We start from the raw sequence: 25,199 nt of genomic DNA on the forward strand, positions 1-25,199 counted from the left end.
AGGGTTTCCCGTCGAATACCACGAGAGCGTCGTCAGCAGACAGTCGCCACCAGGAACTCCTCCCCCGACGTCTGCAACCCATCCGAGCGGCCCGACAGATACCGCTTGGTCAAATCGGCCGCGCTGACATGCTGGACATCCTGAAAGCCGCACTCCCGCGCGAACTCCAGCATCTCGTCCGGCGCGAAGAAGCTCACGAACGGCGTCCCGGCCGCCTTCGCTCCCTTCATCGCCGCCGCCCGCGCCTCGCGGTCGGGATCGTCCAGGTACTCCTCCGACATCTGGAACGTCATCGCCACCACGGTGCCCGGTGCGAAACCGGCGAGCGCACGCAACGTCGCGGCGTTGGCCTCGCGGGTCAGGTACATGCTGACGCCCGTGGACGCCACCACCGCGGGCTTCGCCATCTCGAAACCGTTGGCAGCCAAGCGTTCCGGCCACTGTTCGCCGGATTCGAAGTCGACCGGCACGAAGCGGTACGGCGCGGGCAGCCCGAGTTCGGCGAGCCGAGCCCGCTTCCATTCCTGCGTGCCCGGCTGGTCGATCTCGAACACCCGCACACCGAGGTCCGGCTCCCGCTGCGCGAACGTGTCCAGTCCGGCGCCGAGGAGAACGTACTGCGCGACCCCGCGTTCGCGCACCAGATCCTCGACGAACCGGCTGCGCAGCACGATTCCCGCCCGGAACCGCCGGGTGAAGCCCAGGTCCATGTCCGGCCGGGACCGCCAGTCCGGACCGGGATCCGCCAGCTGGAGACCGATCTCGTCGACCAGCGCGTGCGGCGGCGGATCCGCGAGCAGGTGCAGCGCGCGCCACAGCGCTACGCGCACCGCGGTGTGGTCCGGCTCGCTCACTTCGGCGCCCGCAGAATCCAGGCCCGGCCGTCCGGATCCCGCACGGTCATCTCGCGCGTGCCGTAGTGGGTGTCCTCGAACGGCGTGACGACGTCGAGTTCCGCGTCGACCGACTCGTCCGGGACCGCCACCACCACGCTCGTCCGCGGCTCCTGGCTTTCGGGAACCTCGGCGACGAACACGGGCACGCCGTCGCCGTTCGACAGCTGCCCGGAGTTGTGGTCAGTCTCGAAATCGAGGCTGAAACCCACACGCTGCAGGAACTTCGCGGTCTTGCCCCAGTTGTGCGTCTCCAGGAAGAGCGTCGTGATGCCCTCGCTCATGTCAGCCGTCCTCTCGTTGGTCCGGCGGGGAGCCGAGATAAGCCCGCAAGGCCTCGGTGACCAGTGCGGACAGTGACTGCTCGGTCTCGATCGCCCGGTACTTCACCTGCTTGATCAGCTCGACCGGCAGGTAGACGTTGAATTGCTTGACCTCTTCACCGGCCATTCTAGGATGCTAGCATCCTAGCCAACGGCGGACAAGGGCCGCCGACCGCCGTCATGAGAAGGTGGAGGCATGGCGAAACCCTCCGGGCTGCAGATCAGGAACATCATCGCCGCCGTCCTGATGGCTGCCGCGTTCGTGTTCAACCTGGTCACCGGCGGCCCGTGGTGGGTCACCGCGATCGTCGGCGTCGCGGCTCTGCTGTCGTCCTTCTCCGCCTACCTGAACCGGCCGAGCGCCCGCGGCTGACCGTCCGGGCAGCCCCGCCCGGACGCTCGGGCAGGAAGCCGCCCCGTTCAGCCTTCGTCCGCACGGACGTCGCCTCCGGTTCAGCCGCCGCTGCTCTACTCGGCGCGGCCCGATCGCGGCAGGCGAAGGAGTGTTGGTGGCAGGGAACGGCTTCACCGTCCACCCGGACGAGTTGCACACATTCAGCGAGTACCTCGACAAGACCACCGTGCCGACGGTGCACGACTCCGCGAAAGCGGTGGACGACGCCAACGGCGGGGACATCGACGCGTTCGGCGTCGTGCTCGCGCAGGTGCTCGCCATTCCCGCGCGGATCGCGCTGAAGGCCGTCTCCGACAATCTGCACGGCGTCGCGAACGACGTGACCCAGAGCGCGGACAAGACGCGCCAGGCCAGCGAGCAGTACAGCAAGGGCGACCAGGACCTCGCGAAGGCGTTCGACAAGTTCAAGCCGGAGCAGGTCAAATGAGCGTCGTCGAGCCCATCACCGACTCGAACAGCACCACCGGCGCGGGCGTCGCGGACAGCTGGCACAGCGTCGTCTCGTCGATCCAGGAGATCCAGCACCTGCACGGCGCGGACGCGGCCGCGGTGGGCGTCGAGATCGGCGTGTCGATCGTCGGCGCGATCGCGGACACCGCGGCGTTCGTCGTCGACCCGTTCGGCAAGCTGATCGCGGCCGGGCTCGGCTGGCTGATCGAGCACATCTCGTTCCTCAAAGAGGGCCTCGACAAACTCGCCGGCGACCCCGCGGCGATCAAGAAAATGGCCGAGGAACTGCACAAGACTGCCCAGAACCTGCGCAACGCGGCGAAGGACCTCGACGCCACGCTGCAGAAGACGGTCGTCAGCTGGGAGGGCGAGGGCGCCGAGGCGTTCAAGAAGAACATCAGCGACCGGCGCGGCCAGATCGACACCGCCGGGCAGGCGGTCGACGTCGCGGGCTATGTCGTCGAGACGACGATGGCTCTGGTCACCGTGGTGCGCTCGCTGATCCGCGACATGATCACGACGTTCCTCGGCGACGTCATCGCGACCATGCTGATCGCGCTCGCGATGGCGGCGTTCACGTTCGGCGCGTCCATCGTCGTCGGGGTGGGCAACGTGATCCGGTCGGGGATCTCGCTGGCGCTGACGATGGCGTCCAAGATCGCCCGGCTGGTCGGCCTCGGCGGGCGGACCGCGAGCCGGCTGGCCCAACTGGCGGAGAAGGTCAAGCCCGGTCGCGGCAGCGGCGGCAGCACGCACGGCGGGAACGACCACGAGATGACCGACCTTCCGCACGGCACCGGCGGGGACCACGGCGGCGGGGGCGGCGGTCAGGGCGGAGAGGGCAGTCACGGCGGGAACAACACTCCGCACGACGACACTCCCGGCGGGACCAGCCAGCACGAGGACCCGCCCGGCAACAGCACGAACCACGAAGACACCCCGGGCGGAAACAACCACCACGAAGACACCCCGGGCGGAAACAACCACCACGAAGACACCCCGGGCGGGAACAATCAGCCGCACGAGGACGACCCGTTCGACACCTGGCTGGCCGCGGACCAGCACTTCAACCCGCCGCCCGGCCGCCCGCACGACTCCCCGGGTGGCAACACGCACCACGAGGACGCCCCGGGCGGCGGCAACCACGAGAACTCACCGGGCAACAACACCGGCCACGACACCACGCCCGGGAACAACTCGCACGAGGACGCGCCCGGGAACAACCACCACGAGGACCCGCCCGGCAACACCACGAATCACGAAGACGCACCCGGCGGGAACCCCAACCACGAGGACACCCCGGGCGGCACCAACCATCACCAGGACGACCAGGGCGGCGGAAACCACGAGAACGGCGGTGGCGGCGGGAACGAACCGCAGTCTCCGTTCAAGCCGTACGACTTCGACTGGATGAAGAAGCACGAAGGCTGGCTGGCGAACGTCTGCGACATCCCCGCCATCCAGAAGTACACCGGCGGGAAGAACGTCTGGAAGGACATCGTCAAGGGCCCGGACGAGTACTTCAAGACGCACCCGAGGCTGTACCCGTTCCTCAAGGGCTTGGCCGACGCCAAGAGCAGCAAGAACTTCGCCGGCTGGATCGGCAAGGACGCGATCAACTTCGACAAGTCGATCACCGACATCCAGATGCAGGCCGAGGAAGCCTGGAACGCCTCGGACGAGGAGTGGCGCAAGGAGCATCCGGACCCGGCCGCCGAAGGAAGCACCGCGGAGTAACGGTGCCAGAAGCCGTGAAGGGCCCCTTGAAGGAAACAGATTCCTTCAAGGAGCCCTTCACGGACAAAGAACTCAGTCAGACGTCTCCGCGAAGCGCGCCGTCAGGGCTTCCCGGCCGCGTTTGCTCAGTTCGCCGAAGAGCCGCAGCCGGGCGAGTCCGCCGTCGGGGTAGATGTCCAGCCGGATCTCCGTCACCTCGGGGCCGTCGTCCGCCAGGGCGAAGCGGTGCCGGGTGTCGGGCTGCAACCTGGTGCGCGGCAGCAGTTCCACCCATTCGCCCTCGTCGAGGCGGCCGCTCACCGACGCCCACCCGGGTGCGTTTCCCTTGAGGTTGCTGGTGTCCAGCTCCACGAACCGGATCACGCCGGCGCCCGCCAGCGACACCGTCGCCCAGTCGTTGCCGTCGTCGCGCCGGCGGGCGGTTTCCCAGCCTTCCGCCTGGTGCGCGGCGAGGCCCGGCGACAGCATGTTGTTCGGCGACGAATAGAACATGTCGCTGCATCCGGTGACGACCGCGCCGTTCTCCAGCGCTGCCAAGTCCAGCGAGCGGGGGTCGAGCAGGGCTGGGTCAGGCACTGGCGAACCGTGCACCCGCAGCCGTGCGACGCCGCCGTCGGGGTGCTGGGTGAGGCGCACGTGGGTGTAGCGACGCGGGGACGTCACCTTGTAGAAGTTCTCCGAGTCGCCGACCGCCGGTTCGTGGTCGACCAGGACGTCCCAGTCGGCCTCCTGCAGTTCGGCCGCGCTCGGGTAGCCGGGGACGGACGTCGCCGCGACCGACACGAACGGCGGGTAGTTGCCCTTGAAGAACGCCGTGTCCACCACCACGCCGGACACCACGCCGCCGAGGCCGAGGCGGACGAGGGCGTGGTCGTCGCCGGGTTCGCGGTGCCGCCGGGTCTCCCAGCCGTCGTACACCTGGCCCTTCGGGCCGAACGTTTCGGCGCGGTGCGCCGGCCGCCACGGATTGACCAGGTTTTCCTTTTCGGCGAACAGTTCGTCGCTCGCCCACATCACGGTGCCCCCGAACAGGCGCGAGGCCAGATCGGGCTGGGCAGTCCACTCCGGACGGTCGGACACGTGCTCCTCCATCTTGTCAGCAATTGCCCCGGGTCAGCAGAGTCCCCCTCGGTTCGCCGCCGGTCACCGGCTCGCCGCGCAGCCACGTGCCGCGCACGACGCCGGCCAGCGGACGCTGGTCGTACGCGCTCACCGGGTTGCGGTGCGCGAGCTTCGCGACGTCCACGACGAAGGCTTCGTCCGGCGCGAAGACGCAGAAATCGGCGTCATAGCCCGCTTCCAGTTTGCCCTTGCGCGTCATCCCCACCTGCGCCGCCGGGCCCTCAGCCATCCACCGCACCACGTCGGTCAGGCCGAAGCCGCGCTGACGCGCCTGCGTCCAGATCGCGGGCAGACCGAGCTGCAGGCTGGAAATACCGCCCCACGCGAGGCCGAAATCGCCGGTGTCGAAGCGTTTCAGCTCCGGCGTGCACGGCGAATGGTCGCTCACGATCGTTTCGATCACGCCGTCCGCCAAGCCCTGCCACAGCAATTCCCGGTTCGCCGCCTCGCGGATTGGCGGGCAGCATTTGAATTGCGTTGCCCCGTCCCGGATTTCCTCCGCGATGAACGACAGGTAGTGCGGGCAGGTTTCCACCGACAGTGCGACACCTTCGCGGCGGGCGCTGGAAATCAGCGGCAAAGCATCCGAAGAGGACAGGTGCAGGATGTGCGCGCGGGCGCCGGTGCGCCGGGCCGCTTCGATCACGTGCGTGATGGCCAGGTTTTCCGCGCCGCGCGGGCGGGAGCCGAGGAAGTCGTGGTACTTCTCGCCGTGCGGGTCGGGAGCCGCGTCGATCGCCTCGGAATCCTCGGCGTGCACGATCATCTGCGCGTCGAACGACTTCAGCTCGCGCATCGCGGATTCCAGGCCGGCCGCGTCCAGCGGCGGAAACTCGTCGACGCCGGAGTGCAGCAGGAAGCATTTGAAGCCGAAGACGCCCTCGTCGTGCAGACCGCGCAGATCGCCTTCGTTGCCCGGAATCGCGCCGCCCCAGAACCCGACGTCGACGTGCACCCGGCCGCTCGCCGCCTTGCGTTTGACCTCCAGCGCGGCGACGTCGACCGTCGGCGGCAGGCTGTTGAGCGGCATGTCCACGATCGTCGTGACGCCGCCGGCGGCGGCCGCGCGCGTGGCGGTCTCGAAGCCCTCCCATTCGGCCCGGCCGGGGTCGTTGACGTGCACGTGCGTGTCCACGAGACCGGGCAGCAGCACCTCGTCCTCAGCCAGCTCGACGACCCGCGAGCCCGGCATCTCGACGACACCGGGTTCCACCGCGACAATCCGGCCGTCCCGCACGCCGATCGTCGCCGGCCCGAGACCGGCGGGGGTCACCGCACGCGCGGCCCGCACCACGAGGTCCATCGACGGCCTCCTCCACTTCCACTTTACGGAAAGAGTCTTTCGCTCACCGAGATTAGACGCGTGCTTCCCGGCTCGTCAACGCCGTCCCTACCACGTTACGGTCACCGGGTGGAGTTGGAAGCCGAGTTCACCAGCGAGCCGTTCCGCGGCGAGGGCGCACCGCCGGAGCACGCCGTGCGCGCCCGCGACGCCGCCGACGCGGCCGGGCTCGACACCGACTTCGGCCCGCTCGGCACCCTGGCCCGCGGGACCGCCGACGAGCTGTTCGCCGCGTTGCCGTCGATCGCCCGCGCCGCCCTCGAAGGCGGGGCCACCCGGGTGACGCTGCAACTGCGCCGGACCGACGATTCCGACACCGTTCCCCCGATCGAACTCAACAGCGCCCTGGCGCGATTGATCGCCGACGTGGAACGCGAGCTCGGCTCGAAACTGCGCGATCTCGATCGGCCGGAAAAGCAGCGCGCGGTGCGCCTGCTGCGCGAGCGAGGGGCGTTCAACCTGCGGAAATCGGTTTCGGCCGTCGCCGAGGAACTGGGCGTCACGCGGTTCACGGTCTACAACTACCTCAACCGGGAAACCGACTGAAAGAGACACGGGGTCGCGATTCAACAAAGTGTTGACGCACGCTCGGCCCGGCCGTACGGTCAGCGGAACACCACCTCCCCGGAGGAGATTCCGTTGCCGCTCGCACTCGCCGAGTTCAACTCCGCATCCGCCGCCGAACTCCGGCCGACGCTCACCGCCTGCCTGGCCGTGCCGCGCTGGGTCGACACCGTGCTCGCAGGCCGCCCGTACGCCGATTTCGCCGCGCTGAGCAAGCAAGCCGACAGCGCGACTCCGTTGCGCCGCAACGAGATCCGCGAAGCGATCGCCGCGCACCCGAGAATCGGGGAACGCCCGACCAGCAAGGGCAGCGACGCGGACTGGTCCCGCTCAGAACAGTCCGGCGTGGACAACGCGGACGAATTCGCCGCCGCCAACGCCGAATACGAAGCCCGCTTCGGCCACGTGTTCCTCGTGTGCGCGAGCGGGCGCAGCGGCGAGGAACTGCTCGCGAACCTGCGGTCCCGGCTCGGCAACGACCCGGAGACCGAACTCGACGTCGCCGGCGCGGAGCTGGCCAAGATCGCACAACTGCGCCTGGCGAAAGCGGTAATCCCATGAGCGCAGCTTGCGAGCGAATCACGGCTGTTCATGCCGTCGCCTCCCAGGCAACCAGCGTGAAACTCGACAAGGAGGCGACAGCATGAGCCTTGTGACGACCCACGTCCTCGACACCGCGAGCGGGAAGCCCGCCGCCGGAATCGCCGTGCGCTTCGAGCGCCAGGACGGCTCGCTTATCGCCGACGGCACGACCGACGACGACGGCCGCATCCGCGACCTCGGCCCGGACACGCTCGAGCCCGGGGTCTACCGGCTGATCTTCGACACCGGGAGCTACCTCGGCCCGGAGGCGTTCTTCCCCGACGTCACCATCGCCTTCCGGATCGTCGACGGCACGTCGCACCACCACGTGCCGGTGCTGCTGAGCCCGTTCGCCTATTCCACCTATCGCGGGAGCTGACATGGGAATCTCGTTGGGCCCCAACCAGTACGGCAAGGCCGAGGTCCGCCTCGTCACCGTCCGGCGCACCGGCGGCGTGCACCACCTGCGCGACCTCACGGTGTCCTCGGCGCTGCGCGGCGACCTGTCGGCCACGCACCTCACCGGCGACAACTCCGCCGTGCTGGCCACCGACACGCAGAAGAACACGGTGTACGCGTTCGCCAAGCAGCAGGACGTCGGCGAGATCGAGGACTTCGCCCTCCGGCTCGGCCAGCACTTCGTCGGCACCCAGGAAAAGATCACCGGTGCGCGGATCACCATCGAAGAGCAGGAATGGGACCGCATCACCGTCGACGGCGCGCCGCACGACCATTCGTTCAGCCGCTCCGGCGGCGAACGCCGCACCACGACCGTCACCGTGCACGCCGACCGCGCCTGGGTGGTGTCCGGAGTGGACGGCCTGACCGTGCTCAAGTCCACCGGGTCCGAATTCCACGGCTACCCGAAGGACGAATACACCACGCTCGTCGAAACCGACGACCGCATTCTCGCCACCGCCGTGACCGCGCGCTGGCGCTACGAGGGATTCACCGGGATCGACTGGGCCAAGAGCCATCGGGAGATCCGGCGGACGCTCCTGGAGACGTTCGCCACCAAGCACAGTCTTTCGCTGCAGCAAACCCTGTACGCGATGGGCGAAGCCGTGCTTCAGGCACGGCCGGAAGTAGCCGAGATCCGGTTCTCCCTGCCCAACAAGCACCATTTCCTCGTCGATCTAAGCCCCTTCGGCCTCGAGAACCACAACGAGGTGTTCTACGCCGCCGACCGACCGTACGGCCTCATCGAAGGCACGGTGGTCCGCGACGAAGCCGAAGAGCCCGGCCCGGCCTGGACCGACGCCGTGCTCTAGCCCCGAGTCCCCTCCGGGAGAGCGCATGTCAGTAACACCGGAACGACCTTCTCGGCACCCCGTGGACGCGGCGCCTCCGCTGCCGCAGTTGATCCTCGGAGGAATCCAGCACGTAGCGGCCATGTACGCCGGAGTGGTGGCCCCACCGCTCGTCATCGGCGCGGCCGTCGGCCTCTCCCCCGGCCAGCTCGCACTGTTGATCAGTGCGGCGCTGTTCACCGCGGGACTGGCCACCCTGGTGCAAACCCTCGGCTTCTGGCGCTTCGGCGCGAGACTGCCGCTGGTCAACGGCGTCACTTTCGCCGCCGTAGCACCAATCCTGTCCATCGCGGCGCAGCATCGCGACAGCAACGCGTTGGGCGTCGTTTACGGCGCCACGCTCGCCGGCGGCGTGTTCGTAGTGTTCGCCGCGCCGTTTTTCTCCAAGCTGACGCGGTTTTTCCCGCCGGTGGTGACGGGGACGGTCATCACGCTCATCGGGATCTCGCTGCTGCCGGTCGCCGTGCAGTGGATCGCCGCGCAGCACAAATCGGCCAAGCCGACCGGACTCGTGCTGGCCGGGATCACGCTGGTCGCGGTGCTCGTCTTCACCCGGTTCCTGACCGGGTTCTGGAGCCGGATCGCGTTGCTCCTCGGCTTGGTCGCCGGCACCGCCGTGGCGTGGCCGATGGGCCAAGTCGACACGTCGACGCTGCGGCAGGCCCCGGTGTTCGGCATCGTGACGCCGTTCCACTTCGGCACGCCGACGTTCGACATCGCGGCGATCGTCTCGATGCTCATCGTGATGCTCGTGGTGATGGCGGAAAGCACCGCCGACCTGCTGGCACTCGGCGAAATCGTGGACCGGCCGACCACCAGCCGCGTACTGGCCGACGGCCTGCGCGCGGACGGGCTGTCCACCGCGGTCGGCACGATCTTCGGCGGGTTCGCCTGCACGGCGTTCGCGCAGAACATCGGCCTCGTGTCGCTCACCCGCATGGTGAGCCGGTACGTGGTCGCGGCCAGCGGCGTCGTGCTCGTGCTGCTGGGCGTGTTCCCGGTGACCGGCGGGATCGTCGCGCTGGTGCCGCAGCCGGTGCTCGGCGGGGCCGGGCTGGTGCTGTTCGGCAGCGTCGCGGTGAGCGGCGTCCGGACGCTCGCGAAGGCGTCGTTCGAGCATCCGGTGAACGTCGCGATCGTCGCCGCGTCGCTCGGCGTCGGGCTGATCCCGATCGCCATGCCGGACTTCTACTCCGGCTTCCCGGCGGCGCTGCAGGTCGTGCTCAACTCCGGGATCAGCGCGGGCTGCGTGACCGCGGTGGTGCTCAACCTGGTGCTCCGGCCGCGCTTGATAGAACGCTCTACCGTGAAGGAGCTATCCTCGGTGTCGTGACTGGCACCAAGGACCGCATCCTCGCCGCCGGGGCGGAACTGTTCCGCCACGGCGGCTACGCGGGCACCGGCATGAAGCAGATCGTGGAGAAGGCCGGCGCGCCCTTCGGGTCGGTGTACCACTTCTTCCCCGGCGGCAAGGAACAGCTGGGCGAAGAAGTGGTACGCACCTCGGGGATGGAGTACGCGCGGCTGTTCGAAGTCTTCATCACGCCCGCGCCGGACCTGATCACCGGCCTCGAAACGTTCTTCGGGGCCGCGGTCACCACGCTGCTCGAAACGGACTACGTCGAGGGCTGCCCGATCGCGACCGTCGCGCTCGAAGTGGCGACCACGAACGAACCCCTGCGCAAGGCCACCGCGGACGTGTTCGAGGCGTGGACCAAGGCGGGCACCAAGGGGTTCTCCGCCTTCGGGCTTCCCGAGGAGCACGCCCGCACGCTCACGCTCGCCCTGGTGACGAGCCTGGAGGGCGCGTTCGTGCTGTGCCGCTCCATGCGGACGACCGAACCGATGGCGGTCGCGGGCGCGGCGGTGGTCGACGTAGCGCGGCGGCTGCTGACCGAACTGGGAGACGACGGGAAACGACGTCCCGCGGACGGCTAAGCTGGAAGCAACATCCGGGTCCGCGGGAGGTTGCCGGTGTTCGGTCTCAGCATCGACCACATCGTGATTTTGCTGCTCGCCGGGTTGTTCATCCTCGGCCCGGAACGGCTGCCCGAGGCGGCGCAGTGGGTCGCGCAGACCTTGAAACGGGTACGCGGGTTCGCCGCGGGCACGAAGGCACAGCTCGAGGCGGAGCTCGGCCCGGAGTACCAGGAGCTGCGGAAACCGTTGCAAGAACTGCAGTCGCTGCGGCTCGGCAACCCGCGCGCGGCCGTGACGAGGTATCTGCTCGACGACACGCCCCCGGCCGCGACGCCGCCGCCGGCACCAGCACCGGCACCGGTTCCGTTGCGGGCGAACGAGCGGCCCCCGGTCGACCCGGACGCCACCTGATCACTCGGCCGCGCGCCACGCCCATCCGGCGAGCACCAGCAGTTCGACCAGTTCCAGCACCGCCATCAGCCGTTCCACGAGCCCGGTCGCGACGGTCGGCAGATGCTGCCCGAACGCGACATTAGCCGCGAACGGAATGAGAAACGGCAGAAAGAACGGCACCGCCGCCACCGCCAGAATGCGCGACCAGCGCGCATAACCCCGCCATCGCGGCGTATTCCGATGCGCCCAGCCGAGCAGCCATCCAGCTAACGGCAAACTCACACAACTGATCCCGGTCGCGCCGAGATGCACTTTGCCGATCAGCGTCACCGCATTTCCCTGCGGGTCCTTCGTGAACAACGCCACCGTGGCGAGCCCGGTGCACCAGGCGGCCATCGCGACGACCGTCAGCGCTCCGTACAGGACCTCCCGGCGGCGCAGGACCACGGCCACCACGACCGACCCCGCCGACGTCAGCAGCATCGCCGCCGCCCACATCCACCAGCCGGGAGTCCAGGCGTAGTCGCTGAGCATCGCGCTGACCGGGTCGATCGGGCCCCAGTAGCGGTCGACGTGCAGCACCACGAGGAAAGCCGTCGCGACCAGCACCGCGACCACCGCCGCGCCGAGCGCTCGTTTCGTTCCTTTCGCCGACGGGGCTGGCGCCAGCACCGGGACCGGTGCCGGGGTCAGTTCTGTCGCCACTCTGGATTCTCCGCTCGCCCGCTGGTTTCCCGAAAGCATATCCCGGCCGTGGGCCCGTCGCTTTAGGACAGTCTGGCCGAATTGCCGGGCATTCTCAGCGTCCTGCCAGAAATCAGTGGCTACCCTCGCGGCCGTTCACTGATTTCTGACGACGGGAAATCCATGCCTGCCGGGCGCGGTACGGAATTGCGGCTGCTTCTGTTCGCGGTGGGGATCGTCTGGTGTGCGTTCCTGCTCGTGGACGCGAACGCCTTGGCGCGGATCGACTCCGCGGTAGTCGGCTACGGCGCCTCGTTCACCGCGGTGGTGGCGGCAGCACACCTCGCGGTCCGGCGCTGGGCCCCGCACGCCGACCCGCTGATCCTGCCCTGCACCGCGCTGCTGAACGGGCTGGGCCTGGTGGTGATCCACCGGATCGACCTCGGGCTCGCCGAACAGGCGGGGCAGCGGGGCAAGGTGTACTCGGCCGTCGCCGGACAGCAGGTCCTGTGGACGGTCGTGGCGCTGGTGTTGTTCCTCGCGGTGCTCGGGTTCGTGCGCGATCACCGGGTGCTGACCCGGTACGGCTACCTCGCCGGACTGGCCGGGATTGTCGCGGTTCTGCTGCCCGCGCTGCTGCCCGCGTCGCTCTCGGAGGTGAACGGCGCGAAGGTGTGGATCAAGATCGGCCCGATGTCGATCCAGCCGGGCGAGTTCGCGAAGCTGCTGCTGATCGTGTTCACGGCGACCACGCTGGTGGCGAAACGGGAGCTGTTCCGGGTCGCCGGGCGGAAGGTGCTCGGCATCGAACTGCCGCGGGCACGCGACCTCGGGCCGATCATCATCGCCGCGCTCGGCTGCGTCGCGGTGCTGGCGTTCGAGAAGGAACTCGGCGCCTCGCTGCTGTTCTTCGGGATCGTCCTGGTGATGATCTACCTCGCGACCGAGCGGGCGATCTGGATCTACGCCGGGCTGACGGTGTTCGTCGGCGGCTGCGTGCTGGCCTACTTCCTGTTCAACCACGTGCGGCAGCGCGTCGCGAACTGGCTCGACCCGCTCGCGACCTACGACCAGGCAGGCGGCGGATACCAGATCGCCCAGGGCCTGTTCGGCCTCGGCACCGGCGGCATGGGCGGAACCGGCCTCGGCGCGGGCCGGCCGGACATCGTGCCCGAGTCGAACACCGACTTCATCACCGCCAGCATCGGCGAGGAACTGGGCTTCCTCGGACTGGCCGCGGTGCTGATGCTGTACCTGCTGATCGCCCTGCGCGGAATGCGGCACGCGCTCGCCGTCCGGGACAGCTTCGGCAAACTCCTCGGCGGCGGGCTGGCGTTCACCGTGGTGATGCAGATTTTCGTGGTCGTGGGCGGGGTGACGAAGCTGATTCCGGAAACCGGGATCACCGCACCGTTCCTCTCGAAGGGCGGCTCGTCGCTGCTCGCGAACTACATCCTGGTCGCACTGCTGCTGCGTATTTCGGACGCCGCGCGCCAGCCGAGCGCGACAGAACCGGTGCAGGCGGCACGGGCGCCGTTGGCTGATGCGGGAACGGTGCTGGTCAAACGGCCTCGCTGAGCCGTCAGCCGTCCCGAACACACGGCAAGCCATCGACCCGGAGCCGCGGAGGCGAGCAACGGGTCTTCCCGCGAGCACTCGCACCCGACCTCCGGACGCGGCACGCCAGCCAAGTGCGACAGAACCGGTGCAGGCAGCGCGGGCGCCGTTGGCCGACGCGGGAACGGTGCTGGTCAAACGGCCTCGATGAGCTAGATGACGGAATAGGGACGACTTGAGGACGGCGCATGTCAGCGTGTCTCCCGTCCAGTCATCTACTGCGAAAGGACTGACATGCCATCGAGGGGAATGCTGCTGCGGATCGCCGGAGCGGGCGCGGGTGCCGCGATGCTCACTGCCGCCCTGTCCGGCACCGCCTACGCGGGGGAGCAATCCGTCGCCGCCGGCGCGAACTTCAAGATCCATCGCGCGGGAACGAGCTCCTGCTTGGACAGCAACACGGGAGGGGATGTCTACACGCTCACGTGCAACGGCGGGCGAAACCAGGTATGGACCAACTACGCCCCGGGCAAGTTCCGGAACCTGGCGACCAACGCCTGCCTCGCCGCGAGCAGAACGGCCGTTTTCACCACGACCTGCTCGTCCAACACCACTGACTGGACGACTTCGTCCACGACGAACAAGTACGTCAAGAACGTTCAGACCGGGCTCTGCCTGAACAACAGCGGCGGCAGCCCCGAAGCGGTCGGGGTGCGGATCTGCCACGCGCCGACCGCGCTGTGGACCATGGAACGGGTCTGACCCTTGAAGCCGGTGGGCCGTTCGCGAGAGCGGCCCACCGGGCTACCCGTCTTCCCGCAGCCGGGCGCTCGCCTTCGCCAGCTCGCTCGCGATCGCCGACTCGTCCGCCGTCCTCAGCTGGCCTGTCTCCACCACGGTCTTCCCGCCCACGAACAGCCTCCGCAGCGGCGGCGGCGCGGCCAAGACCAACGCCGCGACCGGGTCGTCGATGCCCGCGTAGTTCAGCCCGTTCAGATCCCATACCGCCAGATCCGCGAGCTTTCCCACCTCCACCGAGCCCATGTCCTGCTCGCGGCCGAGACACCGCGCGCCGCCCATCGTGCCGAGCCACAACGCTTCCCGCGTCGTCAACCCGGTCGGCCCGCCGCGTTGCCGGGCCTGCAGCAATGCCTGGTGCAGCTCCTCCGCCAAGCCGCCGGATTCGCTTGAAGCCGCGCCGTCGACGCCCAAGCCGACCGGAGCACCGGCGTCGAGCAAGTCCCGCACCGGGGCGATTCCGCTGCCCAGACGGCCGTTCGACGTCGGGCAATGCGCGGAACCCGTCGCCGTCGCGCCGAAACGGCGGATCGCCTCCGGCGCGAGGTGCACGGTGTGCGCCAGCCAGACGTCCGACGCCAGCCAGCCCAGTTTGTCCGCGTACTCCGCGGGCGTGAGGCCGGTTTCGGCGAGGCATTGCTTTTCCTCGTCCTGGGTTTCGGCCAGGTGAGTGTGCAGCCGGACGCCCTTGCGCCGGGCCAATTCCGCCGACTCGGCCATCAGCCGCTCGGTGACGGTGAACGGCGAGCACGGGCCCGCCGCGATCCGCAGGTGCGCGTCCGGCGAGGCGTCGTGGTAGCGGTCGATCGCGGCTTCGGTGCCGAGCAGAGCGTCCTCGGCGGTCTCGACCAGGCTGTCCGGCGGCAGCCCGCCGTCCGACTCGCCGCGGTCCATCGAGCCTCGCACCAGGTGCAGCCGCAGCCCGATCCGTTCCCGCGCGGCGACGAGCGCGGCCACCTGGTCGCCGCCGTCGCGCGGGAAGACGTAGTGGTGGTCGGCGACCGTGGTGCAGCCGCTCAGGGCGAGCCGCGCCATTCCGGCGGCACCGGCGGCGTGCGTGATCTCCTCGGTCAGCTTGGCCCACACCGGATACAGCGCGACCAGCCACTCGAAGAGGGTGTGGTCGGCGGCGAGGCCGCGCGTGGCCCATTGGTAGAGGTGGTGGTGCGTGTTCACGAGGCCGGGCGTGACGAGGCAGCCAGTGGCATCGACGCGTTCGTCCACCTCGCCGGTGAAGGCGCCGTCGCCGACGGCTGCGATGCGGTCGTCCTCGAGGACGACGTGTCCGTTGCGGTACTCGGGACCGCTGACCGTCGCGATCGCGGCGTTCTCGACGACTGTCCTCATGCGACAACTCACCTCCGGGAGATCTCGTGAGTGGCTACCCCGAACCCGGGGCAGCCACTCACGAAACCCGTCACAACGCCTTGGCCGCGCGATCCGCCACCAGGTTCAGGAACCGGCTGGGGTCGCTCAGCTCGCCGCCCTCGGCGAGCAAAGCCATGCCGTGCAACAGCTCCGCCGTCTCGGCCAGCGAGGCGTCCTCCGGGTGCTCGGCGAACGCCTTGCGCAGGCCGGTCACCAGCGCGTGGTCCGGGTTCAGCTCCAGCACCCGCTTCACCGGCGGCAGTTCCTGCCCCATGGCGCGGTACATCTTCTCCAGCGTCGGCGTCAGATCGCCCGCGTCGCCGACGATGCACGACGGCGACGTCGTCAGCCGCGACGACAGCCGGACCTCCTTGACGGTGTCGGACAGCGTCGCCGACATCCACTTCAGCAGGTCCTCGTACTCGGCCTTCTTCTCCTCGGACGTCTCGTCGCCGAGGTCGACCTCGCCCTTCGCGACCGACTGGAACGTCTTGCCGTCGAAGCCGCTCACCGCGTCGGCCCACATCTCGTCGACCGGGTCGGTGAGGATCAGCACCTCGTATCCCTTGGCGCGGAACGCTTCCAGGTGCGGCGAGTTCTCGATCGTGGTGCGCGAATCGCCGGTCAGGTAGTAGATGTGCTCCTGGCCCTCCTTCATCCGCGACACGTAGTCGCGCAGCGAAGTGGGCTTCTCCGCGTGGTGCGTCGAGGCGAACGACGAGATCTCCAGGATCTGCTCCCGGTTCTCCGGGTCGTCGATCAGGCCTTCCTTCACCGCGCGGCCGAACTCGGACCAGAACGTCGCGTACTTCTCCGGCTCCTCGGTCATCATCGTCTTGACCGTCGAGAGGATCTTCTTCTCCAGCCGCCGCCGGATCGCGCGGATCTGCCGGTCCTGCTGCAGGATCTCGCGCGACACGTTCAGCGACAGGTCCTGCGCGTCGACGACCCCCTTCACGAAGCGCAGGTAGTTCGGCATCAGCGCTTCGCAGTCGTCCATGATGAACACGCGCTTGACGTAAAGCTGCACGCCGCGCTTCGCGTCCCGCATGAACAGGTCCATCGGCGCGCGCGAAGGCAGGAACAGCAGCGCCTGGTACTCGAAGGTGCCCTCGGCCTGCATCCGGACCGTCTCGAGCGGGTCGGTCCAGTCGTGGCTGATGTGCTTGTAGAACTCGTGGTACTCCTCGTCGGAGACCTCGTCCTTCGAACGCGCCCAGAGCGCCTTCATCGAGTTGACCGTCTCGAGACCGGCACTGCCCTCTTCGCCCTCGCCGGTCTTGGCCATCTGCACCGGCCAGGTGATGAAGTCGGAGTAGCGCTTGACGATCTCGCGCACCTTCCACGGCGACGTGTAGTCGTAGAGGTGGTCCTCGTCGTCGGCGGGCTTGAGGTGCAGCGTCACCGAGGTGCCCTGCGGGGCGTCGGAGAGGGACTCGATCGTGTAGGTGCCCTCGCCGGTGGATTCCCAGCGGACGCCCTCGTCGGTGCCCGCGCGCCGGGTCACCAGGGTGACCTTGTCGGCGACCATGAAGCTGGAGTAGAAGCCGACGCCGAACTGCCCGATCAGGTCCTGGCCCGCGGATTCCTTCGACTCCTTCAGCTTGCGCAGGAAGTCGGCGGTGCCGGATTTCGCGATGGTGCCGATCAGGTTGACGACGTCGTCCCGGCTCATCCCGATGCCGTTGTCGCGCACGGTGAGGGTGCGCGCGTCGGAATCGAGGAGGATCTCGATGTGCAGGTTGTCGGTATCCGCCTGCAGATCCTTGTCGCGGTACGTCTCGAGCCGGAGCTTGTCCAGCGCGTCGGAGGCGTTGGAGACCAGCTCGCGCAGGAAGATGTCCTTGTTCGAGTAGATCGAGTGGATCATCAGCTGCAGCAACTGGCGCGCCTCGGACTGGAACTCCAGCGTTTCGACCGTCCCGGTTCCCTCAGCCATGGCTTTCGTGTTTCCTTTCGCCCCTGAAAAGACCGTCGTGAAGTCTACCCAGCAGGGACGACAGAACGTGCGGAGACCGCGAAGTCCGAGTGCGGCCAGCGGTGCCAGCCGGAGCGGGTATCGAGCCGAGGCTGAGCATTTCGCCGCCGGTGGCCCCGGTTCGGCTTCTTTTGCCCCGCTGGCCCCGTATTTCGCCGAGGATGTCGTACTGCGCCAGGCCGCGAGTGCCTGCGCCGGTCAGCGCAGGCACTCGCGGCGTGGTTCAGGCTTGGCGCCGCGCGTACGCGTCGAGCCGCGCCACCTCGAAGGGCAGCTCGGACTCCGCCAGCGCACCGCAGTGGAACCCGCCGAGCAGATACCGCGCCAGCGCTTCCGCGGTGGCGGGTTCGTCCAGCACTCCCCCGGACGTGTTCGACGCGTAGTCCTGCAACCGCTTGGCCGCCGCCGGGGCGCCCTCGCGGTAGAAGGCGTACGTCGCCGCGTACCGGGTCGGCAGCTGGTGCGGATGCAGGTCCCAGCCCTGGTAGAAGCCGTTCTCCAGCGACCGCCGCACCAGGCGCAGGTGTTCCGCCCAGGCGCCCGGCAGGTCGTCGCCCACCGGAAGCCGGTTGGTCGAACCGTCGGACAGCCGCACGCCCGTTCCGGCAGCCGCGACCTGCATCAGCTGCTTCGCGAAGTCGGCGGCGGGGTGCGCCATGCTCTGGTACGCCGCGCTGATGCCGAGACCCGCGCTGTAGTCGTAGGTCCCGTAATGCAGCCCGGAGCACCGGCCGTCCGCGGCCTGGATGATCCGCGCGACCGAGACCGTGCCGTCGGTCGAGAGGATCGACTGCGCGGTCTCGATCTGCACCTCGAACCGCAGCGCGCGGTCCTCCAGTCCGTACGCGGTTTCCAGTCGCCCCAACACTTCCGCGGCGACCTCGACCTGTTCGACCGCGGTGACCTTCGGCAGCGTCACCACGAATCCGTCCGGCAGCGATCCTTCGGACAGCAGGCCCGACAGGAACAGATCGAGCGTCCGGATGCCCCGTCGCCGGGTCGCGGCTTCGAAGCTCTTGAACCGGATCCCGACAAACGGGGTGCCGCCGGTGGTCGCGAGCGTCCGCCCGGCGCTCTCCGCGGCCGCGTCCTCCGCTCCGTCGCCGGGATGGCCGTAGCCGTCCTCGAAGTCGATGCGGAGGTCCTCGATCGGCTCGGTGAGGAGCTTCTCGCGGACCCGCTCGGCCACCGCCGGGTCGAGGTTCAGCAGGTCGCCGTGCTCGACGAAGACCCGCATCGCCTGCTTGCCCCAGTCGGCGACCAAGCGCGTGCGGTACTGCGACGCCGGCACATACACCGTGTGCACCGGACGACGGCCCGGAGACTCGCCGGGGTACTTCGCCGCCACGCGCGCGTCGGCCTCGGCCAACCGCGCGTCGGCGGCGCTGTAGACGTCCTCGGCGAGTCGTCCGCCGCCCATTACTGGATGTGCTCGTAAGCCGGCAGGGTCAGGAAGTCCGGGAAGTCGTCGGCCAGCGCGACCTGCTCGAACAGCTCGACCGCGGGCTTCAGGAGATCGTCCGGAACCTCCGCCGCGAGCTCGCCGCGGACGTCGGCGACGACGCCGCGCACCAGCTCCGCGGTGACCTTCTCGCCGTTGTCCAGCTGCGTGCCGTTCTTGACCCACTGCCACACCTGCGACCGCGAAATCTCGGCCGTGGCGGCGTCTTCCATCAGGTTGTGGATCGCCGCCGCGCCGTTGCCGCCCAGCCACGAAGCCAGGTAGCGGATGCCGACGTCGACCGCCGCGCGCAGGCCGGCCGCGGTGGCGCTGCCCGGCGTCGAGGCGACGTCCAGCAGCTGGTCGGCGGTGACGCTCACGTCGTCGCGGGTGCGCTCGAGCTGGTTCGGCTTGTCACCGAGGACCTTGTCGAACTCTTCCTTGCAGAGTGCGACCATGCCCGGGTGCGCGACCCACGAACCGTCGAAGCCGTCCCCGGCCTCCCGCGACTTGTCGGCGTGCACCTTCTCGAAGGCGCCCTTGTTGACTTCCGGGTCCTTGCTCGGGATGAACGCGGCCATGCCGCCGATCGCGAACGCGCCGCGCTTGTGGCAGGTGCGCACGAGCAGTTCGGTGTAGGCGCGCATGAACGGCGCGGTCATGGTGACCGAGTTGCGGTCCGGCAGCACGAATTTCTCGCCCGCGTCACGGAAGTACTTGATGACGCTGAACAGGTAGTCCCAGCGGCCCGCGTTGAGGCCGGAGGCGTGCTCGCGCAGTTCGTAGAGGATCTCTTCCATCTCGAACGCGGCCGGGATGGTCTCGATCAGCACGGTGGCGCGGACGGTGCCGTGCGGGATGCCGAGCGCCTTCTCCGCGTGCGTGAACACGTCGTTCCACAGCCGCGCTTCGAGGTGGCTTTCCATCTTCGGCAGGTAGAAGTACGGGCCCTTGCCGCGGTTGAGCAGCTCCTGGGCGTTGTGGAAGAAGAACAGGCCGAAGTCGACCAGCGCGCCGACGCCCTTCCGCCCGCCGAAGGTCAGGTTCCGCTCGTCGAGGTGCCAGCCGCGCGGGCGGACCACGATCGTCGCGTGCTCGACGTCGGGCTTCAGCTCGTAGTGCTTGCCGTTCTGGTCGAGCGTGATCGTGCCGCGGATCGCGTCGGACAGGTTGACCTGGCCGCCCACGACGTTCGCCCAGTGCGGCGTGTTGGCGTCCTCGAAGTCGGCGAGCCACACCTTGGCGCCGGAGTTGAGGGCGTTGATGGTCATCTTGCGGTCGGTCGGGCCGGTGATCTCCACGCGGCGGTCGCGCAGTGCCGCCGGAGCCTCGGCGACCCGCCAGTCGCCCTCCCGGATCTCCTTCGTCTCCGGGAGGAAATCGAGCCGGCCGGTGGTGCGGGCCTCCTCGCGCCGCTTGCCGCGCGCGACGAGCAGTTCGTCGCGCCGCGCGGCGTACTCGTCGTGCAAGCCCGCTACGAAAGCGAGGGCTTCCGGCGTCAGAATCTCGTCCCCACGCTCGACGGACCCGCCGAGTACCTGGACCTCAGACATGCGCAACACCCCGAGTAGTGCTTTGGATAACGTCCCTACGGTTTTTACCTGACGGACTATAGTTTCTGCATAGCGGAACATCAATCGGGTCTGTGAGGAGGACCACTGGTGGCGGCTGAGAAGAGCGGACGAGACGGCGGCGTCCAGTCCCTGCAGCGCGCGTTCGAGCTGCTGGAGCACCTGGCGGACACCGGCGGCGAGGCCAGCCTGTCGGAGCTGGCGACCCTGTCCGGGCTGCCGATGCCGACGATCCACCGGCTGATCCGCACGCTGGTGTCGCTGGGCTACGTCCGGCAGAACACCAACCGGCACTACGCGCTGGGCGCCCGGCTGATCCGGCTCGGCGAGAACGCCAGCATGCAGTTCGGCGCGTGGGCGCGGCCGCTGCTGGTGGAGCTGGTCGAGGAGGTCGGCGAGACGGCGAACCTGGCGGTGCTGGAACGCGACGAGGTGGTGTACGTCGCGCAGGTGCCGTCGAAGCACTCGATGCGGATGTTCACCGAAGTGGGGCGGCGCCTGCTGCCGCACGGCACCGGCGTGGGCAAGGCGATGCTGGCGGAACTGCCCGCCGACGAGGTCTCGGCGCTGCTGGAACGCACCGGAATGCCGGCGTACACCGAGCACACCTTCACCGACCCGGACGCGCTGGCGCTGGAGCTGAAAAAGATCGCCGGACAGGGTTACGCACTGGACGAGGCGGAGCAGGAACTCGGGGTGCGCTGCATCGCCGTCGCGATCCCCGGCGCACCGGTGCCCGCCGCGGTGTCGGTGTCCGGCCCGTCCGGCCGGCTGACGGCGGACGCGGTCAGCCACATCGCGCCAGTGGTGCAGAAGGTGGCGGACCGGCTTTCCCAGCAGCTGCCGGTTACCTGAGTTCGTTGAGCTAGCCCTTGAGTTCGCCTTTGAGGAGGTCCATCAGCAGGCCGTCGTGCCAGGTGCCGTCGAGCCCCTGCTCGTAGTCGCGCAGGATGCCGACACGGCGGAACCCGAGCTTTTCGTACACGTGGATCGCGCGGACGTTGGCCGCCGCCGGATCGATGGTGATCCGGTGGTGCCCCTGGTCGAACAGGCGCTGGGCAAGGATCCGGATCGCCTCCGCGCCGAGCCCGAGCCCGTAGTAGTCCGGGTGGACGGCGAGGTCGATCCCCGCGTGCCGGTAGCGGCGAGTGAGTTCCTCCCAGCTTTGGATGACGCCGACGGTGTGGCCTTCGTACTCGATGGCGTAGGTCTGGTCTTCCCCTTCGGCGAGGAGGCCGTCGGTTTCCTCGTCGGGATCGCCCCACCACTGCGCGACCTCCGGAGCGGACAGGATCTCGTGCACTCGCGCCCGATCGGCTTCGGTGAGAGTCCGGAGGATTACGCGGTTCACTGCATCGGCTTCTCGTCGACCTTCACGTCGTAAGTGGCCTTAGACCCGTTGACCCCGGAAAGAGTCACGGTGAGGCCGTATTTCTCACCGCCGCCGGTCAGGAAACAGCGAGCGGTCTGCCCGTTCTCCGCCTTGATCGGCCCGGGGCATGTGACCGAATCCGGCCGTCGCCCGTTGTTCGACTGCTCGAGGACGGTGGAGATGTTCTTCTCGAGATCAGCCTTGGAGATCTCGTTGCCAGCCGACACCGAGACGCTGCAAGCCGTGAGCACCAGCCCGCAGAGGACGGGCAGGCCAAGACGAATCGAACGATGCACAGCAGGTCTCCTACCTGGTCCAGACGGATGGGGGAATACGGTCTAGCAAATCGCAGCGCGCGTCGAGCGCAGCCAGCTCGAGCGGTCTCGGGGCTGCTGCCCGGACTCCGGATCGCCGACCTTGATGCCACCTTGGCCGATCCCGGCCCTTGCCACAGCAGACCCGCGGATCTGCCGAGCACATCCCCGATCGACTTCGCCGTCCGGAGCAGTTCTTCCGGGACCGCGCCGAAACCGCCCGCCATGCCCACCCCTCGTAGTCGTAGCTGCGCCGCTACCTACCGTGGCAGGCCACACTACAAGGAATGTCCGGTTTGGCCGCTATCCACCCGTCTGGGGGAATCAGCCCAGCAAAGCGTCCACGAACGCGCCCGGCTCGAACGGGGCCAGGTCGTCCGGCCCTTCGCCCAGCCCCACGAGCTTCACCGGCACTCCCAGCTCCTTCTGGACCTGGAACACGATCCCGCCCTTGGCGGTGCCGTCGAGTTTCGTCAGGACGATGCCCGTCACGTCGATGACCTCGGCGAACACCCGGGCCTGCGCGAGTCCGTTCTGTCCGGTCGTGGCGTCCAGCACGAGCAGCACCTCGTCCACCCGCGCCTGCTTTTCCACGACTCGCTTCACCTTGCCGAGTTCGTCCATCAGGCCGGTCTTCGTGTGCAGGCGGCCCGCGGTGTCGACCAGGACCGTGTCCACGCCTTCGCTGATGCCCTGCTTGACCGCGTCGAACGCGACCGCCGCCGGGTCCGCGCCTTCCTTGCCTCGCACGACTGACGCGCCCACTCGCTCGCCCCAGGTCTGCAGCTGGTCCGCGGCTGCGGCGCGGAAGGTGTCGGCCGCGCCGAGGACGACGGTTCCGCCCTGCGCGACGAGGACTCGCGCCAGTTTGCCGGTCGTCGTGGTCTTGCCGGTGCCGTTCACGCCCGCCACGAGCACGACCGCGGGCTGCTTCTTGCCGTCCACCTCGTGCGGCAGGGCTCGAACCGAGCGTTCGGCGTCCGTGGACAGCGACGCGGTCAGCACCTCGTGCAGCAGTTCGCGCGCTTCCGCCGACGTGCGCACCGCGCGCCGGTTCAGTTCGTCGCGCAGGCGGTCCACGATCTGGGTCGTCGTGGCGGCGCCGAGGTCCGCCATGAGCAGCGTGTCTTCGACGTCCTGCCAGGAATCCTCGTCCAGGTCACCGCCGCCGAGCAGGCCAAGGAGGCTCTGCCCGAACACCGAGCGGGACTTCGACAGCCGGCCGCGCAGCCGCTCAAGACGGCCAGCGGGGGACTCGATCTCCTCGATCGGCTCCACGGTCCCCGGCACGACTGCCTCCGGGGCCGCTTCTTCGACCGGCTCGGGGAGCTTGACGTCGCGCACCGTGCGCTGGTCGGAGTCGCGCGGGACCGCGGCGTCGTCGCCGACCGCGGGCTGGCCGTCGACTTCCGGCCGGTCCTCGACGGGATGTTCGACCACCGGCTCCGGCGCGGGCTCAGCAGCAGGCGAAGGTTCCGGCGAAGGCTCCGGCGGGGCCTCCGCGGTCTTCCCTCCGGGAGCCAGCGAGATACCGCCGCTCGCGGCGTACCCGCCGCCCTTCGGCTTCTCCTCGACCTCGCGCTGTTCGGCGATGCTGATTCGCCGCTTGCGCGCGATGAGCAGCCCGGACACCAGAACGGCGACCAGGACGACGACGGCGACGACAACGATCCAGAACCAGGTGCTCGACACGCCACCATCCTGTCATCCGCGTACCCGGGCCACGGGACACCCCACCTCGAAGCCAACGAGTAACGCGAACGGTTCCGATTCGGCCAAGACTCCACGACGCGTCTTGCGCCACCCCTTCCGTGTTGACTAGACCACATCGGATGACCACCCCCGCCGGCCACTGTTTCCGCGTCCTCGGGCTGCTGTCGGGCACGTCCGTGGACGGGATCGACGTCGCGGTCGCCGAAATCCGCGTCGAGGACAACACCGAAGGGACCGTCGTCCTCACCCCGCTCGGCGAACTCGACGTGCCCTACCCCGCCGGCCTCCGCGCGGATCTCCTCGACGCCCTCCCGCCGCGGCCGAGCAGCGCACGGCAGCTGACCGTCCTCGACACCCGGGTCGGCCAGGCGTTCGCCGACGCGGCCGCGCGCGGGATCGCCGCGTACGGGCCGGTGGACGTGATCGCCTCGCTCGGCCAGACCGTCTACCACTGGGTCGAAAACGGCGTCGCGCTCGGCACGCTCCAGCTCGGGCAGCCGGCGTGGATCGCGGAGCGCACCGGAGTGCCGGTGATCGCCGACCTCCGCATCCGCGACATCACCGCGGGCGGCCAGGGCGCCCCGCTGGCGAGCACGCTCGACGCGATGTGGCTGCGCGGCCTCGCCGAGCAGACCGGACGTCCGGTGGCCGCGCTCAACCTCGGCGGCATCGCCAACATCACCGTGGTCACGCACTCCGACGAGGTGCTCGCGTACGACACCGGCCCGGCCAACGCGCTGCTCGATCTCGCCGCCGCCCGCGTCAGCGACGGCGAGCTGTCCGCCGACGTCGACGGACGGCTCGCGCTCGCCGGTTCAGTCCGCGACGACCTGCTCGACCGGCTGCTCGCCGATCCCTATTTCGCCGCCGCTCCCCCGAAATCCACGGGCAAAGAGCACTTCCACGGCGGATACCTGGACGCGGCCTTGTCCGGACTGCCGCCGTTGTCGCCGGAGGACCTGCTGGCCACGCTCACCGAACTGACCGCCGCGACGGTCGCCGCGGAATGCCGGCGGCACCGCGTCGCGACCGTCGTCGTGTCCGGCGGCGGCGTCGCGAACCCCGCCACGATGGCCGCGTTGGCCCGGCATCTTCCCGGCGGCGCGCTCCGCACCAGCGACGACCTCGGCCTCCCCGGCTCCGGCAAAGAGGCCTATCTGACCGCGCTGCTCGGCTGGCTGAGCTGGTGCGGCGTCCCGGCGACGCTGCCGTCGGCCACCGGAGCGAGCGGTCCCCGCCTGCTCGGCGCGCTGACGCCGGGTGCGGCGCCCTTGAATCTCCCCGCCCCGCTGGGGGGCGCCGCGACCCGGCTCCGGGTCGCGCAATCCGGGCAACCACGGTAGGAGAACCCC

27 protein-coding genes are annotated in these 25,199 nt (G+C 69.0%); 14 read left to right on the forward strand and 13 right to left on the reverse strand.

Annotated features, from left to right (window positions below):
• Positions 1–32: 32 nt before the first annotated feature.
• From ATK30_RS08825 to ATK30_RS08835, 3 genes are read right to left on the reverse strand one after another with little or no spacing between them, the layout of a single operon-like run.
• Complete coding sequence (locus ATK30_RS08825) at positions 33–854, reverse strand: class I SAM-dependent methyltransferase (protein ID WP_167441865.1); 822 nt, start codon at positions 852–854, stop codon at positions 33–35.
• The gene (locus ATK30_RS08830) at positions 851–1,177 is read right to left on the reverse strand and encodes a VOC family protein (RefSeq protein ID WP_101435154.1); all 327 of its coding nucleotides are present in this window, start codon (positions 1,175–1,177) and stop codon (positions 851–853) included. The genes ATK30_RS08825 and ATK30_RS08830 overlap by 4 nt, the downstream gene beginning before the upstream one ends.
• Position 1,178: 1 nt before the next feature.
• Complete coding sequence (locus tag ATK30_RS08835) at positions 1,179–1,343, reverse strand: ribbon-helix-helix domain-containing protein (protein ID WP_101435155.1); 165 nt, start codon at positions 1,341–1,343, stop codon at positions 1,179–1,181.
• A 69-nt stretch (positions 1,344–1,412) separates the two neighbouring features.
• On the opposite strand from ATK30_RS08835, the gene ATK30_RS45315 reads away from it, so the two are divergent.
• The 3 genes from ATK30_RS45315 to ATK30_RS08845 all read left to right on the forward strand — a co-directional run bounded on the left by ATK30_RS45315 (position 1,413) and on the right by ATK30_RS08845 (position 3,818).
• Positions 1,413–1,589 (forward strand): hypothetical protein, encoded by a 177-nt coding sequence (locus ATK30_RS45315; RefSeq protein ID WP_167441866.1) that lies wholly within the window; start codon positions 1,413–1,415, stop codon positions 1,587–1,589.
• A gap of 136 nt (positions 1,590–1,725) precedes the next feature.
• On the forward strand, positions 1,726–2,058 hold the full coding sequence (locus tag ATK30_RS08840) for a type VII secretion target (RefSeq protein ID WP_101435156.1): 333 nt from the start codon (positions 1,726–1,728) through the stop codon (positions 2,056–2,058).
• Positions 2,055–3,818, forward strand: a complete 1,764-nt coding sequence (locus ATK30_RS08845) for a WXG100 family type VII secretion target (RefSeq protein WP_101435157.1) — start codon at positions 2,055–2,057, stop codon at positions 3,816–3,818. The genes ATK30_RS08840 and ATK30_RS08845 overlap by 4 nt, the downstream gene beginning before the upstream one ends.
• Before the next feature lie 72 nt (positions 3,819–3,890).
• On the opposite strand, the gene alc is transcribed toward ATK30_RS08845, so the two are convergent.
• Positions 3,891–4,910, reverse strand: coding sequence for an allantoicase (alc, locus tag ATK30_RS08850; protein ID WP_101435158.1), 1,020 nt, complete (start codon positions 4,908–4,910; stop codon positions 3,891–3,893).
• 4 nt (positions 4,911–4,914) lie between these two features.
• Positions 4,915–6,243 carry an allantoinase AllB gene (allB, locus tag ATK30_RS08855; protein ID WP_101435159.1) on the reverse strand — a complete coding sequence of 443 codons (1,329 nt, stop codon included), beginning with the start codon at positions 6,241–6,243 and terminating at the stop codon, positions 4,915–4,917.
• Between the two features lie 108 nt (positions 6,244–6,351).
• On the opposite strand from allB, the gene ATK30_RS08860 reads away from it, so the two are divergent.
• The 7 genes from ATK30_RS08860 (at position 6,352) to ATK30_RS08890 (ending at position 11,069) form a co-directional block, all read left to right on the forward strand.
• Complete coding sequence (locus tag ATK30_RS08860) at positions 6,352–6,828, forward strand: helix-turn-helix domain-containing protein (protein ID WP_101435160.1); 477 nt, start codon at positions 6,352–6,354, stop codon at positions 6,826–6,828.
• 93 nt (positions 6,829–6,921) lie between these two features.
• Entirely contained in the window at positions 6,922–7,407 is a 486-nt protein-coding gene (uraD, locus tag ATK30_RS08865) for a 2-oxo-4-hydroxy-4-carboxy-5-ureidoimidazoline decarboxylase (RefSeq protein WP_101435161.1), read from the forward strand.
• Between the two features lie 82 nt (positions 7,408–7,489).
• Positions 7,490–7,807 (forward strand): hydroxyisourate hydrolase, encoded by a 318-nt coding sequence (gene uraH / locus ATK30_RS08870; protein ID WP_101435162.1) that lies wholly within the window; start codon positions 7,490–7,492, stop codon positions 7,805–7,807.
• Between the two features lies 1 nt (position 7,808).
• On the forward strand, positions 7,809–8,699 hold the full coding sequence (pucL, locus tag ATK30_RS08875; RefSeq protein WP_101435163.1) for a factor-independent urate hydroxylase: 891 nt from the start codon (positions 7,809–7,811) through the stop codon (positions 8,697–8,699).
• Between the two features lie 25 nt (positions 8,700–8,724).
• Entirely contained in the window at positions 8,725–10,071 is a 1,347-nt protein-coding gene (locus ATK30_RS08880) for a nucleobase:cation symporter-2 family protein (RefSeq protein ID WP_101435164.1), read from the forward strand.
• Complete coding sequence (locus ATK30_RS08885) at positions 10,068–10,676, forward strand: TetR/AcrR family transcriptional regulator (protein ID WP_101435165.1); 609 nt, start codon at positions 10,068–10,070, stop codon at positions 10,674–10,676. Before ATK30_RS08880 ends, ATK30_RS08885 begins: the two co-directional genes overlap by 4 nt.
• Before the next feature lie 36 nt (positions 10,677–10,712).
• Positions 10,713–11,069: a twin-arginine translocase TatA/TatE family subunit gene (locus ATK30_RS08890; RefSeq protein WP_101435166.1), complete on the forward strand. Its 357-nt coding sequence runs from the start codon at positions 10,713–10,715 to the stop codon at positions 11,067–11,069.
• Here ATK30_RS08890 and ATK30_RS08895 read toward each other — a convergent pair whose 3' ends face one another.
• Entirely contained in the window at positions 11,070–11,756 is a 687-nt protein-coding gene (locus tag ATK30_RS08895) for a DUF998 domain-containing protein (protein WP_101435167.1), read from the reverse strand.
• A 162-nt stretch (positions 11,757–11,918) separates the two neighbouring features.
• Here ATK30_RS08895 and ATK30_RS08900 point away from each other — a divergent pair, with 162 nt between their 5' ends.
• Together ATK30_RS08900 and ATK30_RS08905 are read left to right on the forward strand one after the other, a co-directional pair.
• Positions 11,919–13,313, forward strand: coding sequence for an FtsW/RodA/SpoVE family cell cycle protein (locus tag ATK30_RS08900; protein ID WP_101435168.1), 1,395 nt, complete (start codon positions 11,919–11,921; stop codon positions 13,311–13,313).
• 273 nt (positions 13,314–13,586) lie between these two features.
• The gene (locus ATK30_RS08905) at positions 13,587–14,054 is read left to right on the forward strand and encodes an RICIN domain-containing protein (protein WP_101435169.1); all 468 of its coding nucleotides are present in this window, start codon (positions 13,587–13,589) and stop codon (positions 14,052–14,054) included.
• 42 nt (positions 14,055–14,096) lie between these two features.
• Here ATK30_RS08905 and ATK30_RS08910 read toward each other — a convergent pair whose 3' ends face one another.
• The 4 genes from ATK30_RS08910 to aceB all read right to left on the reverse strand — a co-directional run bounded on the left by ATK30_RS08910 (position 14,097) and on the right by aceB (position 20,430).
• Complete coding sequence (locus tag ATK30_RS08910; RefSeq protein ID WP_101435170.1) at positions 14,097–15,437, reverse strand: 8-oxoguanine deaminase; 1,341 nt, start codon at positions 15,435–15,437, stop codon at positions 14,097–14,099.
• Between the two features lie 70 nt (positions 15,438–15,507).
• Complete coding sequence (gene htpG, locus ATK30_RS08915) at positions 15,508–17,397, reverse strand: molecular chaperone HtpG (protein WP_101435171.1); 1,890 nt, start codon at positions 17,395–17,397, stop codon at positions 15,508–15,510.
• Positions 17,398–17,659: 262 nt separating this feature from the next.
• Positions 17,660–18,856, reverse strand: coding sequence for a DUF6986 family protein (locus ATK30_RS08925; protein WP_101435172.1), 1,197 nt, complete (start codon positions 18,854–18,856; stop codon positions 17,660–17,662).
• Positions 18,856–20,430: a malate synthase A gene (aceB, locus tag ATK30_RS08930; protein WP_101435173.1), complete on the reverse strand. Its 1,575-nt coding sequence runs from the start codon at positions 20,428–20,430 to the stop codon at positions 18,856–18,858. The genes ATK30_RS08925 and aceB overlap by 1 nt, the downstream gene beginning before the upstream one ends.
• Before the next feature lie 108 nt (positions 20,431–20,538).
• Here aceB and ATK30_RS08935 point away from each other — a divergent pair, with 108 nt between their 5' ends.
• Entirely contained in the window at positions 20,539–21,303 is a 765-nt protein-coding gene (locus ATK30_RS08935; protein WP_101435174.1) for an IclR family transcriptional regulator, read from the forward strand.
• 10 nt (positions 21,304–21,313) lie between these two features.
• Here ATK30_RS08935 and ATK30_RS08940 read toward each other — a convergent pair whose 3' ends face one another.
• From ATK30_RS08940 to ftsY, 3 genes are all read right to left on the reverse strand, one after another.
• Positions 21,314–21,799, reverse strand: coding sequence for a GNAT family N-acetyltransferase (locus ATK30_RS08940; protein WP_101435175.1), 486 nt, complete (start codon positions 21,797–21,799; stop codon positions 21,314–21,316).
• On the reverse strand, positions 21,796–22,116 hold the full coding sequence (locus ATK30_RS08945) for a DUF4333 domain-containing protein (protein WP_208637305.1): 321 nt from the start codon (positions 22,114–22,116) through the stop codon (positions 21,796–21,798). The genes ATK30_RS08940 and ATK30_RS08945 overlap by 4 nt, the downstream gene beginning before the upstream one ends.
• Positions 22,117–22,458: 342 nt before the next feature.
• Positions 22,459–23,826, reverse strand: a complete 1,368-nt coding sequence (ftsY, locus tag ATK30_RS08950) for a signal recognition particle-docking protein FtsY (RefSeq protein WP_101435176.1) — start codon at positions 23,824–23,826, stop codon at positions 22,459–22,461.
• Positions 23,827–23,966: 140 nt separating this feature from the next.
• Here ftsY and ATK30_RS08955 point away from each other — a divergent pair, with 140 nt between their 5' ends.
• On the forward strand, positions 23,967–25,190 hold the full coding sequence (locus tag ATK30_RS08955) for an anhydro-N-acetylmuramic acid kinase (RefSeq protein ID WP_101435177.1): 1,224 nt from the start codon (positions 23,967–23,969) through the stop codon (positions 25,188–25,190).
• The last annotated feature ends 9 nt before the right edge of the window (positions 25,191–25,199 follow it).

It is taken from the genome of Amycolatopsis echigonensis (assembly GCF_002846615.1).
In the GTDB taxonomy this organism is placed as follows: Bacteria; Actinomycetota; Actinomycetes; order Mycobacteriales; family Pseudonocardiaceae; genus Amycolatopsis; species Amycolatopsis echigonensis.